This is a genomic window from Nonomuraea sp. NPDC050394 (assembly GCF_044459065.1).
GTDB lineage: Bacteria > Actinomycetota > Actinomycetes > Streptosporangiales > Streptosporangiaceae > Nonomuraea.
Window position 1 is genome coordinate 937,139 of record NZ_JBITIO010000001.1, and the last position, 15,679, is coordinate 952,817.

Annotated in this window: 21 protein-coding genes and 1 pseudogene; 9 read left to right on the forward strand and 13 right to left on the reverse strand. The window is 70.0% G+C overall.

Annotation, left to right across the window (positions count from 1 at the left end):
• Positions 1 to 306: 306 nt before the first annotated feature.
• From ACIBKY_RS04650 to ACIBKY_RS04665, 4 genes and pseudogenes are all read right to left on the reverse strand, one after another.
• Entirely contained in the window at positions 307 to 1,749 is a 1,443-nt protein-coding gene (locus tag ACIBKY_RS04650) for a serine hydrolase domain-containing protein (protein WP_397094392.1), read from the reverse strand.
• 37 nt (positions 1,750 to 1,786) lie between these two features.
• A complete protein-coding gene (locus tag ACIBKY_RS04655; RefSeq protein ID WP_397095477.1) occupies positions 1,787 to 2,377 on the reverse strand; it encodes a hypothetical protein in 591 nt (196 codons plus the stop codon).
• Between the two features lie 103 nt (positions 2,378 to 2,480).
• A pseudogene (locus ACIBKY_RS04660) lies at positions 2,481 to 3,158 on the reverse strand (MFS transporter); the annotation flags it as partial.
• Positions 3,159 to 3,257: 99 nt separating this feature from the next.
• Complete coding sequence (locus ACIBKY_RS04665; protein ID WP_397094393.1) at positions 3,258 to 3,680, reverse strand: VOC family protein; 423 nt, start codon at positions 3,678 to 3,680, stop codon at positions 3,258 to 3,260.
• Between the two features lie 171 nt (positions 3,681 to 3,851).
• On the opposite strand from ACIBKY_RS04665, the gene ACIBKY_RS04670 reads away from it, so the two are divergent.
• Both ACIBKY_RS04670 and ACIBKY_RS04675 read left to right on the forward strand, forming a co-directional pair.
• Positions 3,852 to 4,763, forward strand: coding sequence for a LysR family transcriptional regulator (locus tag ACIBKY_RS04670; protein ID WP_397094394.1), 912 nt, complete (start codon positions 3,852 to 3,854; stop codon positions 4,761 to 4,763).
• Positions 4,764 to 4,864: 101 nt separating this feature from the next.
• Entirely contained in the window at positions 4,865 to 5,740 is an 876-nt protein-coding gene (locus ACIBKY_RS04675; RefSeq protein WP_397094396.1) for a Tn3 family transposase, read from the forward strand.
• Between the two features lie 334 nt (positions 5,741 to 6,074).
• Here the strand turns inward: ACIBKY_RS04675 and ACIBKY_RS04680 are convergent, their stop codons facing one another.
• Positions 6,075 to 6,800 (reverse strand): SDR family oxidoreductase, encoded by a 726-nt coding sequence (locus tag ACIBKY_RS04680; protein ID WP_397094398.1) that lies wholly within the window; start codon positions 6,798 to 6,800, stop codon positions 6,075 to 6,077.
• Positions 6,801 to 6,867: 67 nt separating this feature from the next.
• Here ACIBKY_RS04680 and ACIBKY_RS04685 point away from each other — a divergent pair, with 67 nt between their 5' ends.
• Positions 6,868 to 7,299 (forward strand): MarR family transcriptional regulator, encoded by a 432-nt coding sequence (locus ACIBKY_RS04685; RefSeq protein WP_397094400.1) that lies wholly within the window; start codon positions 6,868 to 6,870, stop codon positions 7,297 to 7,299.
• A 777-nt stretch (positions 7,300 to 8,076) separates the two neighbouring features.
• Here the strand turns inward: ACIBKY_RS04685 and ACIBKY_RS04690 are convergent.
• Genes ACIBKY_RS04690 through ACIBKY_RS04700 form a run of 3 tightly spaced genes read right to left on the reverse strand, consistent with a single transcriptional unit; the run spans position 8,077 to position 10,406 of the window.
• On the reverse strand, positions 8,077 to 9,405 hold the full coding sequence (locus tag ACIBKY_RS04690; RefSeq protein ID WP_397094402.1) for an alpha/beta fold hydrolase: 1,329 nt from the start codon (positions 9,403 to 9,405) through the stop codon (positions 8,077 to 8,079).
• 11 nt (positions 9,406 to 9,416) lie between these two features.
• A complete protein-coding gene (locus tag ACIBKY_RS04695; protein WP_397094404.1) occupies positions 9,417 to 9,740 on the reverse strand; it encodes an ArsR/SmtB family transcription factor in 324 nt (107 codons plus the stop codon).
• 54 nt (positions 9,741 to 9,794) lie between these two features.
• Entirely contained in the window at positions 9,795 to 10,406 is a 612-nt protein-coding gene (locus ACIBKY_RS04700) for a dihydrofolate reductase family protein (RefSeq protein ID WP_397094406.1), read from the reverse strand.
• A 104-nt stretch (positions 10,407 to 10,510) separates the two neighbouring features.
• Between ACIBKY_RS04700 and ACIBKY_RS04705 the strand changes: the two genes are divergently transcribed.
• The gene (locus ACIBKY_RS04705) at positions 10,511 to 11,089 is read left to right on the forward strand and encodes a TetR/AcrR family transcriptional regulator (RefSeq protein ID WP_397094408.1); all 579 of its coding nucleotides are present in this window, start codon (positions 10,511 to 10,513) and stop codon (positions 11,087 to 11,089) included.
• Positions 11,090 to 11,174: 85 nt separating this feature from the next.
• Positions 11,175 to 11,537 (forward strand): hypothetical protein, encoded by a 363-nt coding sequence (locus ACIBKY_RS04710; protein ID WP_397094409.1) that lies wholly within the window; start codon positions 11,175 to 11,177, stop codon positions 11,535 to 11,537.
• Between the two features lie 74 nt (positions 11,538 to 11,611).
• On the opposite strand, the gene ACIBKY_RS04715 is transcribed toward ACIBKY_RS04710, so the two are convergent.
• The 5 genes from ACIBKY_RS04715 to ACIBKY_RS04735 form a co-directional block, all read right to left on the reverse strand.
• Positions 11,612 to 11,794 carry a hypothetical protein gene (locus ACIBKY_RS04715; RefSeq protein WP_397094411.1) on the reverse strand — a complete coding sequence of 61 codons (183 nt, stop codon included), beginning with the start codon at positions 11,792 to 11,794 and terminating at the stop codon, positions 11,612 to 11,614.
• A 4-nt stretch (positions 11,795 to 11,798) separates the two neighbouring features.
• Positions 11,799 to 12,071: a hypothetical protein gene (locus ACIBKY_RS04720; RefSeq protein WP_397094413.1), complete on the reverse strand. Its 273-nt coding sequence runs from the start codon at positions 12,069 to 12,071 to the stop codon at positions 11,799 to 11,801.
• The gene (locus tag ACIBKY_RS04725) at positions 12,068 to 12,220 is read right to left on the reverse strand and encodes a hypothetical protein (protein WP_397094415.1); all 153 of its coding nucleotides are present in this window, start codon (positions 12,218 to 12,220) and stop codon (positions 12,068 to 12,070) included. The genes ACIBKY_RS04720 and ACIBKY_RS04725 overlap by 4 nt, the downstream gene beginning before the upstream one ends.
• Before the next feature lie 221 nt (positions 12,221 to 12,441).
• Positions 12,442 to 12,993 carry an SRPBCC family protein gene (locus ACIBKY_RS04730; RefSeq protein ID WP_397094417.1) on the reverse strand — a complete coding sequence of 184 codons (552 nt, stop codon included), beginning with the start codon at positions 12,991 to 12,993 and terminating at the stop codon, positions 12,442 to 12,444.
• Between the two features lie 72 nt (positions 12,994 to 13,065).
• Positions 13,066 to 13,272 carry a hypothetical protein gene (locus tag ACIBKY_RS04735; RefSeq protein WP_397094418.1) on the reverse strand — a complete coding sequence of 69 codons (207 nt, stop codon included), beginning with the start codon at positions 13,270 to 13,272 and terminating at the stop codon, positions 13,066 to 13,068.
• Positions 13,273 to 13,458: 186 nt separating this feature from the next.
• Between ACIBKY_RS04735 and ACIBKY_RS04740 the strand changes: the two genes are divergently transcribed.
• The 4 genes from ACIBKY_RS04740 (at position 13,459) to ACIBKY_RS04755 (ending at position 15,497) form a co-directional block, all read left to right on the forward strand.
• Positions 13,459 to 13,908: a hypothetical protein gene (locus tag ACIBKY_RS04740; RefSeq protein ID WP_397094420.1), complete on the forward strand. Its 450-nt coding sequence runs from the start codon at positions 13,459 to 13,461 to the stop codon at positions 13,906 to 13,908.
• A gap of 80 nt (positions 13,909 to 13,988) precedes the next feature.
• On the forward strand, positions 13,989 to 14,405 hold the full coding sequence (locus ACIBKY_RS04745; RefSeq protein ID WP_397094422.1) for a CBS domain-containing protein: 417 nt from the start codon (positions 13,989 to 13,991) through the stop codon (positions 14,403 to 14,405).
• Position 14,406: 1 nt separating this feature from the next.
• Positions 14,407 to 14,667 (forward strand): hypothetical protein, encoded by a 261-nt coding sequence (locus ACIBKY_RS04750; protein ID WP_397094424.1) that lies wholly within the window; start codon positions 14,407 to 14,409, stop codon positions 14,665 to 14,667.
• 380 nt (positions 14,668 to 15,047) lie between these two features.
• Positions 15,048 to 15,497: a DUF4383 domain-containing protein gene (locus ACIBKY_RS04755; protein ID WP_397094426.1), complete on the forward strand. Its 450-nt coding sequence runs from the start codon at positions 15,048 to 15,050 to the stop codon at positions 15,495 to 15,497.
• Positions 15,498 to 15,679: the final 182 nt, after the last annotated feature.

Genomic DNA, 15,679 nt, shown 5'->3' on the forward strand with positions numbered 1-15,679 from the left:
GAGCCTGGCCGGCTCCGACCGTGAGCGGCAGTAGCCGTACAGGATGACCCGCTCGTCCGGCATGCGCCGCACGGCACGCAGGCGTCGGCCGTCCGCCCAAGCTGATCGCCTCGACCTCCACGCCGCCTGGGTGTCAGCTTAGGGATAGGCGGCCGGGAATCTCCAGCGCAATCTGGCCGCCGGCCGTGCAGATCATACATGCTGTCTGGCCTCCTCGACGATGCCATCGCAGGTCAGCGGCAAGGCCTCGGCGACAACTGCGATTCGGTCACTGACCAGGCGCGGCCGCGGAACGCCGAAACGCCGTCAGCCGATTTTGGGGGTGGCGCGCATGCCGACGTACACGCAGGCGGTGCCGTTGGACAGGGTGGAGAAGACGACGGGCATGTAGTCCTCGCTGAAGGCCGCTCCGGCGCCGGTCGCGGCGAACACGGTCGGGGTCACCGGGGCGAGGTCCATGTCCAGGGGCGGGGACATGTCCTTCATGCCGTCGACGAACTCGTAGAGCATTCGCGCGCCGCCGTCCTCGCCCCGGCTGACGGTGATGACGACACCCTCGCGCCGGTAGGTGCCCAGCAGCGAGTCGAGATCGACTGCGGGCGGCTGGGCGGGCGGCCCGAACGGGTCGGGCATGGCGACCCCGGCCAGCTCGGCCAGCAGTTCGCGGAACAGGTCGGCATACAGCAGGCGGGCGCTGCCGCCGTTGGTCATCAGTGCGACGGCCACCCCCGCGTGCGGGACGACGCGGAGGTAGGCGTACTGGCCGATGGCGGCGCCGTCGTGACCGTAGCCGGCGATGCCGTCCCAGTCGTAGAGCGTCCAGCCCAGGCCCCAGCCGTCGGCCGAGACGGTCCACTTGTCGGGCACGTCGGTCTCGCGGTGCTGCATGGCCTCGACGGCCTGCGCCGACAGCACGCGGGTGCCGTCGGGGGCCAGACCGCCGTCCAGGTGCAGCTTGGCCAGGCGGGCCATGTCGCCGGCGGAGACGATGACTCTGCCGTACGGCCCTGCGGAGCGCGGCATCAGGTCCCAGGCGGGCGCGGGGTCGGGATCTTGGCCGGGCTCGCCGAGGTGGCTCATCGCGACGGGGAAGCGCAGTGCCTGCTCGGGCAGGGTGACCGAGCGTTCCAGGCCGAGCGGAGTGAACAGCAGGTCCTGCAGGGCCTGGTCCCAGGTCTTGCCGGTGAGCACCTCGATGAGCCGGCCGAGCACCACGTAGCCGAGGCTGCCGTAGGAGACGGCGGTGCCGGGCGGGCAGTCCAGCGGCACCTCCTGAGCGGCCTTGACATACTTTTCGAGACAGTCGTCGCCGCGGCCGCTGTCGTGCATGAAGTCGTTGGTCACGCCGCCGGTGTGGGAGAGCAATTGCCGGACGGTGATCGTGGCGGTGGCCATCGGGTCGGGCGTGGCGAACTCCGGCAGTACGCTCACGACCGGCGCGTCCAGGCTCAGCTTGCCCGCGTCGACCAGCTGCATGACCAGGGTGGCGGTGTAGACCTTGGCGATCGAGCCGGACAGGAACACCGAGTCCGTCGTCACCGGCCATCCGATGCCCCGGTGCAGCACCCCGCTGGCCAGCTCGTACACCTGCCCGCCCACCAGCACGGTCAGCTGGGCGCCCGGGACGTGATGCGCGGCGCGCAGCTCATCGAAGCGGGCCTGCCAGCGGGCCAGATCGAAGCGGCGGCCCTGCGAGTCGCGCATGCCCCAGTCGCCCTGCGCGGTCCAGTTCAGTTCGGTGGTGGTCATCAATGTCTCCTCGGTGAGTGTCGATATGAGGGAAAGGTCAGGAGCGGGGGAGCGTCGCAAGCTCGCGTTCCGGCGCGTCGGCGGGTGCCGCCGGGCGCGGCGCTGCGGTCTCCTTGCGGCGCAGGACGATCAGGGCCAGGACGGCCGCTGCCAGTACTCCGGCGGCGCTGATCATGAACGCGGATGACATGGCCGTGGTGAAGGCCTCGCGGGCGGCCTGCGCCAGCGTCGCGTCCCCGGTGATGAGGGCGTCGGCGATGGAGCGGCGGGCCGCCTCGGGGGCGTCGGCCGGCATCGCGGCGGTGTAGGTACCGGCCAGGACGCTGCCCAGCACCGCGATGCCGAGGGCGGCGCCCATCTGCTGGATGGTGTCGTTGAGCGCGGAGCCGACGCCTGCCTGCTCGGCGGGAACGGTGCCCATCAGCGCGGACACGGCGGCGGGCATCGCCAGACCGCCGCCGGCGCCGAGCAGGAGCAGGGCCACGGCCGGCAGGACGAAGCCGTACTCGGCGGAGGCCGCGGAGAGCACCCCGAAGCCGCAGGCCGACACGGTCAGCCCGGAGACGATCAGGGCCCGGTTGCCGATCCTGGAGCCGAGGGTGTTGAACGACAGGGAGGCGATCGCCATCGGGGTTGAGCGGCACCATCGGATGCGGGGTGCGCAGCTCCCACGCCACGAAGCCGGTCAGCGCGAGCACGGCGAGCACCGCGGCGACGGCCATGGACGGGTGGGCGAGCCCGTGCCGGGGCAGTTCGATGATCGTCCAAACCAGGGCGGTCATGCCGGCCACCGACAGGATCGCGCCCAGCGGGTCGGGCTTGGTCCACGGGCCTTTGGACTCCGGCATCAGCGTCAGCGCGGCGACGATCGCGAGCACCGCGATCGGCACGTTGATCAGGAACACCGCGCCCCACCAGAACCAGGCGATCAGCACGCCGCCCAGCACCGGGCCGCCGATCAGCCCCACCATCGCGACCGCGCTCCAGGCGGCCATGGCCTTGCGCCGTTCGGTGTCGTCGAACACGGTGATCAGGATGGACAACGTGCTCGGCATGATCAGCGCACCGCCGACCCCCATGAGGGCGCGGGCGGCGATGAGCTGGACCGGGTCACCGGCATAGGCGGCGGCCAGCGAGGCTGCGCCGAACACCACCAGCCCGATGACCATGACCCGGCGCCGGCCGTACCGATCCGACAAGCCGCCCGCCGCCAGCAGCAGACCGGCGAACACCAGCACGTAGGACTCCAGGATCCACTGGGTGTCCTGGGCGCTCGCGCCGAGATCGGCGGCCAGCGGCGGGATCGCCACCGTGAGCACCATGTTGTCGATCACCAGGACCAACGTGCTCAGGCACAACACCACCAGGATCAGCCACCTACGCGGATGGCGTCCCTGTATTGCCTCCATCAGAAAACCCTTCAATGGCGCACGATGCACGCTGATGCGAACATTGTACGCAGAAACGAACAGAACGAAAATTTGAGGACGCGAACGCTGGTCGGCCGGTCAGGCGCCCGCCGGGGGCTGCCACTCGACGAGCTGGACCACGACGCCGTTGGGATCGGTGAGCCTCAGCACCCACTCACCCCAGGGCTCCTGCCGCAACGGCTCGGTGATGGTGGCGCCCTCGCGGCGCAGCCGCTCCTGCTCGGCGGCGATGCCGTGGACGGCGAAGGACACGATCACCTCCGCCGGGCCCTGCGGGTGCGGTGACTCGCCTTCGCGTGGCAGCAGGACGATGTCGGCCGCGGCGTCGTCACGGCCGAGGCAGACGACGCCCTCGGCGGCCACGAGTTCCCGGAAACCGAGGTGGGTGGTGAAGAACTGGGCGGCGGCCGGGATGTCGGCGACGTTCAGCGATACCGTGGTGGCGATGACGTTCATGACGTCCTCGCCGCCCACGGCATCGGTGCCCGCCCCCGACGCCACGGCCGCTGCCGCACCGCGATGCGAACAAAGGTCATGCCAGGACCGCCCTTCGTTGTGCCCCACCGGTCGCAACCACCGGCGATAGGTCAAGCATTGGCCCTGGTCAGGGTGGAGAACAACGGGAGATCCCGTAAGGTTGGTTAACACAGAGGTTTATGAACAGGGGTCAGGGTGGAGCTGCGCGACATCGAGATCTTCCTGACCCTGGCCGAGGAGCTCCATTTCGGCCGCACCGCCGAGCGGCTCCACGTCTCCCCGGCACGCATCAGCCAAGCGATCAAAAAGCAGGAACGCGTCCTCGGCGCCGCGCTGTTCGAGCGCACCAGCAGGCAGGTGAGCCTCACCCCGGCCGGACGGCAGTTCCGCGACGACCTGCTCCCCGGCTACCGGCAGATCCAGGAGGCGATCGCCAAGGCCACCGCGGTCGGCCGCGGCATCACCGGCACACTACGCGTGGGCTTCTCCGCCGCCTGGTGCGGCAGCCTCATCGTCAAGGCCGCCGACGCCTTCAACGCCCACCATCCCGACTGCGACCTCCAGATCCAGGAACTGCCGCTCAGCGACGGATACGCGCTGCTGCGCGCCCGCGAACTCGACCTCCAGCTCACCGAACTCCCGGCCGACGAACCCGACATCACCACCGGGCCCACCCTCTTCTCCCTCCCGCGTGCCCTCGTCGTCCCAGCCGGACACCCGTTCGCCGCGCGCCCGTCCGTCTCGCTCGAAGATCTCGCGGACGTCCGGTTGATCACGATCGCCGGCCCGCCGCAGTACTGGCTGGACTTCCACCTCCCGAGCCACACTCCCGCGGGTCGCCCCATCCCCCGTGGCCCGGCGACCATCGCCTGGCAGGAAGTCCTCTCCTTGGTCAGCGCAGGCAAGGGCGTCTGCCCCACCTCCGCCCTCGCCGCCGACTACTACTCCCGGCCCGACCTCGCCTTCGTCCCCTTCCACGACGCCCCACCCTGCGACTACGCACTTCTGTGGCCGGCCACCGGACAGACCCCCAAGGTGAGCGCCTTCGTCCAGGCACTCCTCACAGTCGCCCGCGAGCACGGCGGGAATGCCGCCCGGCCGACCTGACCGGCCACCTGCGCCGGTACGACGGCCGGCGGCGGGGCCCGCTGCGCGCCCACCGCGCCGATGCAGACCTGTGGGATCTCGGCCAGGGTGAGCCCGGCCGCTTGCGCATCACGGACAAAGGCCAGCCGCCCCGGCGGCTCGCCCACGTGGTCAACGCCTACCTGCGGCTGGACCTGCCCAAGGTGTGGGGAGAGGGCAATGCGGTGGCCGCCGACGGCACCAAGTACGACATCTACGTGGACAACCTCATCGCCGAGTTCCACATTCTGTACGGAGGCGTCGCCTACCATCACGTCGCCGATAACTACATCGCGCTGTTCTCAAGATTTGTGCCGTGCGGGGTGTGGGAGGCGGTCTACATCATCGAGGGGCTGCTGGAGCAGGAGAGCGAGGCGGCCCCCAAGGAGATCCATGCCGACACGCAAGGCCAGTCGTTCCCGGTCTTCGGCCTGGCGCACCTGTTCGGGTTCGAGCTGCTGCCGCGGATCCGCAACTTCCGGGACCTGACCTTCCACCGGCCCGAGCCTGGTATCCGCTATCGGCATATCGACGCGCTGTTCGGCGAGCCGATCAACTGGCAGCTGATCGAGAACCACTGGCAGGACCTGATGAAGGTGGCCATCTCCATCCGCGAAGGCGAGCTGTCGTCGATCACGCTGCTGCGGCGGCTGCGGCACGACTCCAAACGCAACAAGATTTACCGCGCCTTCCGCGAGCTGGGCCGCGTGATCCGCACCATGGTGCTGTTGCGGTACGTCTCCGACGCCACGCTGCGGGAGAACATCACCCGGGCCACCAACATGGTCGAGTCCTACGACAACCGGCTCGCCGTACTACACCGGCGTAGGATGATCCAGCCCCTCGATGGTCCGCTTTCGCTTCGTGAAACGGCACGGCGTCTCACCCCGATCACGTCGGCTCGAGGGCAGCCGGCCCCACCGCGCAAGAGCCGATCGTCCGCTGCCCGCAACGCCTGACGGCCCCGAGGCCAGGTCCTCCCACCAGCAATCTGCGGATGCCACCCCTTTACACGGGTATGCCGAACCGGACACGTGTATCCGTGCCACCCAGCGGCGCAACCGGCGACGTCGTCGCAGACAGCCGGGTGCCAGAGCCTGAGCCCAACGCAACAACGATCACTCGGAGGGCGTTTCGTGAGTCCGCTTCATGGAACAGTGACTCTCCAGGTCGGCGATGGCTCAGGCGGCTGTTCACCAGGCGACCACTCATGCGACACGCCCCCGGGCCGCCGGAACCCTGGCCGCGTTCTCATTTGTCCCGTCTCAAGCACCTTCTCTGCGTGCTCACGGTTCAGGACAGGCCACCGTCCACGGCGATGCGCTGGCCGGTTACCCACCTCGCCGCATCGGACGCCAGAAAGGCGACGACGTCAGCGATGTCGTCCGGCTCCCCTACACGACCGAGCGGCGTCTGAGCTATGAGCGCTTCGACCTGATCCGGCGTCGCCGCGAAACCATCGGTGCCAGTCGGCCCCGGCAGCACGCTGTTGACGGTGATGCCCCGTGGCCCGAGTTCGCGGGAGAAGGTGCGGACGAGGTGTTCGCCAGCCGCCTTGCTCGCCGCGTACAGAGCCTCACCGGGTGGGTTGAGGCGGGTGACCACTGAGGAGATGACCACGATGCGCCCGCCATCGCGCATTCGCCGCCCCGCTTCGCGCAGCGCGACGAAGGTGGCATGCGTGTTCGGCGCGAAGACCCGCTGGTAGTCATCATCGGCGGCCTCGCTCAGCGGGCCGCGCACGAACCCGCCGACGTTGTGCACCATCACGTCCAGCCTGCCGTACCGCTCGTCGGCCACATCGAACAGTGCCTGGAGCCGTTCCGGATCGGTCGCATCCGCCCGGACCATCGTGGCGTGCCCACCCTTTGCCTCGATCTCGGCAATGACCCGCCCTGCGGCCCTGCCGTCGTCTCGGTAACCCCCGACCACAGCCGTGCCGTCCGCGGCCAGCCGTAGCGCGACCGCCCGCCCGATCCCACGCGAGCTCCCAGTGACCACTGCCACACGCTTGACCACGATACTTCTCCTCATTGGTACATGCTCTTAACAGTTAAGGTAACGTACTAATAGTAGACTCTCGATCATGAAACTCGCACCTGAGGAACTCACCCCCACCGAGGCGCTGCTCGAGCTGTGCTGCGTGGTCGAGGGAGTCCGGGCGAGGATCAGCCGTGCATTCGACCTCACCCCCCAACAGGCCCAGCTCCTCACCGCGCTGGCCGCCGGGCCGTTGTCCCACGGCGAGCTGGCCACTCGAATGCACTGTGACAAGGCCAACGTCACCGGCCTCGTCGACCGCCTGGAACGTCGCGAGCTCATTCGCCGCCGCCCCGATCCCAGCGACCGCCGCGTATCCCTGGTATCCCTCACCCACTGCGGGACGGAACTGGTCGAACGCTTCAAACAAGCCGTCAGTACGGCGATCGCCGTACCACTAACGTCGTTGGCCCCCACCGACCTCCACCACCTAGCCACCCTCGCCCAATCCACAGCCCAAACCCTGCGCCAGAGCTAGATGGTGTGTAGCCGGTCGGCGAATTACTGTCGCCCCGGCCCGTCTACGTCCGCGTCGGCGGCGGCCGCCCGCTCCCACGCAGGATGAGAGGTGATCGCCGGTTCATCGCTGGCCGTGATGTTCCGCGGTTTGTGCACGTTGTCTCGTCTCACCGCGGGCACCACCGTGGCCGGACTCCGCCAGGTTCGCCGCCTTTGTCATCCCTTGCCGCACGCGCCGGCCGTAGCCTCCTCGCGCCTGCCCGCCCGTACCCCGGCCGCCGTGATAGCACGGAATCAGCGTCGGCCGGTTGTCGGGAGGACCGGCCCCGCGCGTGAAGGAGGGCAAGAGCGCCGGGTCTGCGCGCTCCATCCCAGCGCCTCATCCTGGCGCTCTTGCTCGTCCCGGCCCCGGGGGTACGGCCGCGCCCGGCTATCGCCGCGCGAAGGCCGGCGGATGGAAGGGCGCCCGCTCGGCCCAGTGGCAGGAATGGACACCGGAGGCGTGGGTCAGCACCCGCCACCAGGGCTGCGCGGGTGACTGGGGCAGCGGGCGCTCCGCCCTGTGCGAGCCTGGCCGCCCGTTGCAGTCGCCTGCCCGGCACGCGTCTGGCCAACCTGACCTGCGCGCCGGGCCGCGGGCGCGGGCAGTAGGTGCGGGACTGTGGGCCGGGGCCGTGGGAATCTTTCCCGCCTGGCCGGGCCTTGGGCTCGCCTGCGGCCCGGCGCGCAGCGGTGAGGGCGGCCTCGGCGTCGACGACCTCGGCGGAGGCGTCTGCCGGTCTGGCTGCGGGGCTGGTCAGCCGAGGAGGAAGGTGCGGGCCTGGTCCGCGACGGGTTCGGGGGCCATCCAGAAGGCGGAGTGGTCGTGGTCGGCGAGTGTCAGGACGGTCACGTCCGGCAGGATGGCGGCCAGCGCTTGGGCGCCGGTGCGGATGAAGGGCTCGCCGTTGCCGCCGACGGCGACCGCGATGGGCGCCTTGATCGACCAGCGGTCGGTGGGCAGGGGCTTGCCGTCCTGGAGGCCGCGCATGATCTGGCCGTCGTAGGCGTAGGTGTGGGCGTAGGCGGCCATGGCGTCCCAGGAGGGGTCCTGTTTCATCGCCGGGATGTACTCGGCCGGGACGCCGATCATCTCGGTCATGAAGTACTCGACGGCTTCGCTGCGCTTGCCCGAGGCGACCAGGTCGCGCTGATGCTGGACGTAGCCGGCGGGGGCCGGGGGCTTGGAGTCGTCGACGATGAACGGCGGTTCGTACAGGTAGAGCCCTGTGATCTTGTCGCCCAGCGCGCTGGCGGCGTCCAAGGTCAGCCCGCATCCGCCGGAACCGCTGGTCAGGGCCGCGCGGCCGCCCGCGATCTCGATGAGGGCGGCGATGTCTTCGATCTCGCGGGCCGGGTCGTAGGGCTGGGGGTCGCCGCTGGCGCCGCGTCCGCGCCGGTCGAAGCTGATCACGGTGAAGTCCTTGGACAGCGCCTCGGCGATGCCGGCGACGCCGGTGTGGTCTTCGGCGACGTTGCTGATCACGATGATGGCCGGGCCGGAGCCGGCCTTCTGGTAGGCGATGGTGGTGCCGTCGGCGGAGGTGAGGGTGGAAAGCTCGGGCATGGTCGTTTCTCCTTCGTGGGTGGGTGAGTGGTCGAGCAGGCCGCCGAGCCGGTCGAGCGCTTCGGCGTAGCCGTCGGCCATCTGCAGGTCGACGGCTCGTTGCAGGGCCTGGCCGTCGGGGAAGTGCGCGGTGACGGAGACGTTGCAGCCCTGGCCGGTCGGGGTGAAGGTGACCGAGGTCGGGAAGGCGCCGCTGTCGGGCTGCCACGCCGCGTCGGCGAACGTGTCGTCGTAGGCGAGCTCGCTATGGTCGGCGACGGCGGTGTAGATGGCGATGGTGCGTACGGGCTCGGCGGAGGCGTCCACCGGTGCGATCTCGAAGCGCCAGCGTCCTCCCGGCCGCACATCCATCTCGTAGACGGTCGCGGCCCAGCCCTGGGGACCCCACCAGCGGGCGAGCGCCTCGGCGTCCGTCCAGGCCCACCACGCGCGCTCGACCGCGGCCGCGTAGGTGCGGCTGATGTGCAGGGTGTTGGCCGACCTGTCGACCACGATCCCGTCTGCGGATTGCGGGGACATGCTCACGCTCCTCATTGATCGGTCGTGTCGTCGAGAAAGGCGCCGAGGCGGTCCATCCGCTCCGACCACAGAAGGGCGAATCCTTGCGCCCAGTCGCTCAGCTCACGCATCGCGCCCGGGTGCAGCCGGTAGATCCGCTGCTGTGCTCGCTTGGTCACCTCGACCACGCCTGCCTCCGACAGCAGCCGCAGATGCCGGGACACCTGCGGCTGGCCCAGGTCCAGCGCCTCGACGATGTCACCCACCGCCCGCGGGCCGTCCCTGAGCAACTCGACGATCCGGAACCGGTTCGGCTCCGAGATCGCCGTCATTCGCAGTTGCACGTTGTTGACCACACCCAGAACATATACCGCCGTGTATATATACGCAAGTGTATGTATGGGGCTGGTTCAGGGGCGGCGGTAGCACAGGGTGACGGCACCGGTCGTGGGGACGGTGATGGCGTGGGAGAGCCGCCAGGTCGACGTGAGGCTGTCGGGCAGCAGGCGTACTCCGCCGCCGAGGGTCGCCGGGACCACGGTCATGTGGAGTTCGTCGATCAGGTCGGCCTTGAGCAGGGCCTTGATGATGCTGGCGCTGTTGATGACCAGAATGTCGCGGCCCGGCGCCCTCTTGAGGGAGCGCACCTCTTCTTCGAGGTCACGGGAGACGCGGGCGTTGCTCCATTGCGTCTTGTCCAGGTCGGCTTGCTGCAGGGTGGTGGAGAAGACCACCTTCTCTACCGTGGCGAGCCAGTTGCCCAGCTCACGGGTGCGGGCCGAACTGCTGGGGTCGCTGGTCAGGCCGGGCCAGACGGAGGTGAAGCCCTCCCAGTTGACGCGGCCGACGAGCGCGGTGCTCACGCCTCGCCAGATTCCCTCGTACATGAGCTCGCTCTGCTCGCTGCCGATGTGGGCCATGGCCCAGCTCATGTCGTCGTCGGGGCCGGTGCTGGTGTAGCCGTCCATCGAGACGACGGCGTCGGCGATGACCTTGCGCTGCTGTCCGGAGTTCTCCTGCATGGGGCCCCTTTTCCTGGTTGACGATCCAACACACTGTGTCCTATGGACACTGTGTATGCTAGACACGGATTCAGGGTGACAGCAAGCCTTATGGAGGACCAAGATTGGACAGCACCGTGGAACTGCTGTGGGGGGTGCGCCAACCGCCGAACCGGGGGCCCAAGCCCGCGTTCACCATCGAAGACATCGCCAGAGCCGCGATGGACATCGCCGACGCCGAAGGACTGGCCGCCCTGTCCATGCAGCGGGTCGCCCGCGAACTCGGCTTCACCAAGATGGCGCTGTATCGCTACGTCAGCGGCAAAGCCGAACTCATCGCCGTCATGATCGAGGAAGCCGTGGGTGAGCCGCTCGACCTAGTAGCGGTCCCGGGCGGCTGGCGCGGCAAACTCGAACGGTGGGCCCATCAACTGTGGGCGACCTGGGATCGCCACCCGTGGCTGCCCGGCGCCACCCTCGGCGAGCGGGTCATGGGCCCCAAAGAGATCGGCTGGACCGAGATCGCGGTGGCCGCCCTGGCCGGAACCGGGCTGAACGGCAGCGAACAGATGGACGCGGTCCTCCTGCTCAGCGGCCACGTCCGCAACACCCGATCGGCCGGCTCGGCGCGGTGCATCTGCAGCACGGCGGTGATCGCCTCGGGCGGCAACTGTCGCGCAGGGCGACGGGCGGCGCCGCGGTAGCTGTCCTGCAGGGCATCGCGCGGACGGTTGCTCGTGAGCGGAGCGGGCCAGCAGCAGTGGGTGGGCGGCGAGCACGTCGCGGTGGTTGCGGTATTCCGGCGGCATCGCCGCCAGCAGCCGGCCGACCGCCTGGTCCGGCCAGCCGTCGGCGCCGGGCGCCGGCACCTGCGGCGGCCAGCCGTCCGGCGGCCGCCGACACCGCGGCGGCGGTGGTGGCTGCTGGTTCGTCCCAGGGCAGGCGGGTGTGGTCGACACCGTCGATCGGGGCCAGGCCCAGCAGTGGCATCCACTCCTGCCACTCCACCAGCCCGTCGGCGAACCCCTCGCGCACGTCCTTGACCCAGCTGACCAAGCCCTCGCGCTCGCCATCTCCGTCCAGGCGCAGCCGGTGCAGGCGGCCGGCACCGTCCGGTGGGATCTTCACCGGCTGCGGCTCAGGATCGGGTGACTGCTCAAGCAACATGCCCGATCGTAGCCCGGAATCGAAAACACCTTCGATATCCGCGCCGGGGCCGGGAGGGGTCAACCGTCGGGATCGTGATCGGGGTCCCATCCCGGGGGAGGGAAGATCGGCGCGAGCGGATCGCCGGCGACCTCGTCCTGCCACGCCTTAAGCAGCCGGGCCTCGGCCTGCCCGCTCTCGCCAGGGCGGGCCTCGTCCTGGCGGGCCCGCGCCTTGGTCAGGAACGACGGCGGCCCGTACACGGGCTCATACGGCGGCCGCGCGACAGGTCGCGGCCCGCGATGCCAGGCGGCGGTGTCGATCCCGGCCCGAGCTGTAGACCCAGACCAGCAGGTGCTCCACGTCGGTGGCATAGACGAACACGGCCGGGGCGGTGCGCGCCTGCAGCGTGGCCTGGCCGATGACCGCGGCCAGTTGGGCGGCGGCCGCCCAGCCCTGAGCCTGGCCGCAGAAAGCCAGGCTCACGACGGCGCCGCCGGTGAGCACGGCGTCGATGGTGTCGTCGCCGTACTCGCTCACCTTGTCGGGCCCCGGATGCCGGTGCAGTCCCCGCCGGCCTGCAGGCGGATGATCCCATCGGCGCGGATCATGACGGCGGAGTCGGTCCAGATCCACACGCGGCGTAGCGCGTCCGTCTCGGAACCGGCCACGGAAGAGGAACGCGTCACCCTCGCGACGCTACGCCAGCACCAACGCGGCGGGGGAGATCACCACACCGTGAGCGGCCGCCCGCGGTGGTGGGCCGGGGGATATGCGGCACCACTCCGAAAGCCTGCGAATAGGGTCCGCGCAACCCCGCACGGGGCGGCCAGGGTCACCAGCACGGCGATCGCGGGGGACCCTTTCGTGCGCCGCAGTCTGGCTGGTGTGAGGTGAAAGGTCCGGCGGCTCAGGCGTCCGATGGCGGAGATTGCGGGTAGCCGGTGCCCGACAGCGGTGCCGTGCCCGGCTCGCGCGTATGCGGGGCGGCGTCGCGGCCGGGCGCGTTCGGCCGCGGCACCTCGCCGCGCCAGGCGCCGCTCTCGCCGTCGCGGCTCTCGATGTAGTCCTTGAAGCGCCGCAGGTCTCCCTGCACCCGCATGCGGACGAGCTGCAGCCAGTCCCCGGCGGTCTCGACGAAGCCCTCCGGGTCGTATTCCATCTGCAGCATGACCCGGGTGGAGATGTCGTCGAGCCGGTGGAAGGTCACGACGCCGGCGTGCTTGGGCGTGCCGAGGCTGTGCCAGGCGACGCGCTCGTCGGGATGCTGTTCGGTGATCTCGGTCTCGAACTCGCGCTTGACCCCTGCGATCTCGGCCAGCCAGGCGGCGCGGGTGTCGGTGAGCTGCCTGACCGACTCCACTCCTTCCATGAACTCGGGGAACGTCTCGAACTGCGTCCACTGGTTGTAGGCGACGCTGATCGGAACCTGGACATCTACGGAATGCTCGATGCTGCTCATGACCTCACTGCCTGCCCGCCTACCCGCACCGGTAACGTCCCTTGCCCGCGGGGAGGCGGCCATCCGGTCGGGTCAGCGTCTTCGGGAACGCCGCCGATCGCCGGTCGGCCGCTCGTAGCCCTCCGCCTGGCCGTACACGTGCTCGTCCGGATCGTCCTCGGGCTGATTGGCCGGATCGGCAGGTGAAGGTGTGAACTCCTCGGCGAAGTCCGGCTCGTCGTACATGTCGGGCCGCTTGCGGCGATCGCTGAGCGGCCGCTGGTCGGGGTCTCGGCTCATGAGAGCTGCTCCTACCCTCGGGCACCGACACCGAACCGGGCATTCCGGGCAGGGCCGGTTCCGTCCCGCCCGCCGCTGATCGGGACGGATCATGCGCTACCGGCATGAAACGGTCTCTTGCGGGTAGACGGGGTGCTTACCGACGAAACAGCCTGGCCGGGCGGGCGTGCGAGGAGGAAGGCACTCATGCCGCACCAAGCCCGGCAAACCCCCAAGGCCGCCTGGGAGGGCCGCGACACCTTCGACCTGTTCGACAGCGACCGGGACGGCCAGCTGTCGGCCGATGAGGTGCTGCTGGGACTGACCGTGATGGGCGAGCCCGTGACCCGCCGCGATGTCGAGTTCCTGATCGACCTGATCGACGACGGCGACGGCGGCGGCCGGATCACGCGTGCGAACTTCGACCGGCTCCGTGAGCGCGCCCCCGCCCCGTTCTACAGCGGGGAACTCCTCTACGGCCGCTTCGGCGCCGACGTCCTCGACATCCGCTCCTTGTCGCGCTACCTGCTGGAGCGCGGCCTGCGCTTCACCCGCGCCCAGGTCGGTGCCTTCCTGCGCAACCTCCACCCCGACGGCCTGGCCCGCCTACCCCGCGAACGGTACGCGGCGTTCGTCCGCGCCTATCGCGACGCCTGACCTCGGGCGGCCTCACCCCCGATCGCCCACGTCCGCAACTTCAGCCGTGATCAGCATGCGGCGAACGGAAGGAACCTCCCATGACCACCGCACGTGACATCATGACGCCGCACGCCGAGTGCGTGAACGCCGACGAGAGCCTCGTCCAGGCCGCCCAGAAGATGGCCAGGCTGAAGGTCGGCACGCTGCCCATCTGCGGTCCGGACAACCGCCTGCAGGGCATGCTCACCGACCGCGACATCGTGATCAAGGCCCTGGCCCAGGGCAAGGACCCGAGCTCGTGCACCGCGGGCGAACTCGCGCAGGGCAAGCCCGTCACCATCGGCGCCGACGACGACGCCCGCGAAATCCTGCGCACCATGGCCGAGCACAAGGTCCGCCGCCTGCCCGTCATCGACGGACACGACCTGGTCGGCATCATCGCCATGGCCGACGTCGCCAAGACCCTGCCCGACGCCGCCCTCGGCGAGCTGCTCGACACCCTGACCAGCGACTGACATGAACACACCGGAAGCCCGCGACGTCGACGAGCAGGCCAAGACACAGACCGCGGTACTCATCGCCGACAGCCTCATCCCCACCCCACCCGCGAAGCCACATGCCCAGCGCCTGCGCGAACGCGCCCGCCTGATCCTGGCCCGCTGGGGCAGTCACCGCAGCCCGGCCGCTCGCGCCGCCGGCGCCGCCGTCACGCTGGCCGCCGGGATCGGCCTGGCCCTGCGGGCCCGGCGCTCACGGCGGCGCGCGAGGACACGCTGATCGCCGCCGGTCCGGTTAACCAGCGAGCGCGTCGATCAGTTCGTCCTTCGTGCGTGCCGCTGGACCTCAACGGCCGACCGGGGACACGGGAACGGGTGCACGGCTTGGCGTGAGGGCCGGCGGCACTCGAACGCCGGGAGCGGCCGAGCCGCTCAAGCGCTTCGGCCAGGGCGTCAACAACGCACCCTTGGTCATCCCTCCGGTCAGGCGCGCCGGTCCTGTGGCTGCAGGCTCGGTCCAGGTTTGCGAAGCCGGTGGCGGGCAGTTGATCGAAACGGGCGGTTCGCTCGCGCAGGGTGGAGCGTCCGTGGCCACAGGCGCACCCGCCGGGCCGGGCACAGCAGGGTGCTCCGGCCGAACCCCAGAAGGGGGAAGCAGCCATGACCTCACCCGCCCGGACCGCCCGCACGCCCATCCAACTCGCCGCCCTGGCCGTGGGCGTCGTGTTCCTGCTCGTCGGGATCCTCGGCTTCATCCCCGGGATCACCACCAACTACGACGACCTGCAGGCCGTCGGCCACCATTCCGACGCGCTGCTGCTGGGCCTCTTCCAGGTCTCCATCCTGCACAACCTCGTGCACCTGGCCTTCGGCGTCGCCGGCATCGCCATGTCCCGCGCCGTCGCCGCCGCCCGCGCCTTCCTCATCGGCGGCGGCGTCATCTACCTGCTGCTGTGGCTCTACGGCATGCTCATCGACCCCGACAGCGCAGCCAACTTCGTCCCGGTCAACACCGCCGACAACTGGCTCCACCTCATCCTCGGCATCGCCATGATCGGCCTCGGGCTGCTCCTGAGCCGCCGCACAGCCGGCACGCGCACCACTCCTTAACCCGCGGCAATCCTGCGGGGGGCCTGCCTTCCTGCGGGTTCACAGCTGTGAGCCCCGACGGGGACCGGGCCGGGGGGGGGGGGGGGGGGGGGGGGGCGCCCCGCCCCCGCCCCGCCCCCCCCCCCCCCCCCCCCCCCCCACCCCCCCCACGCCACGAAAGAACACAACCCCCAACACAACCA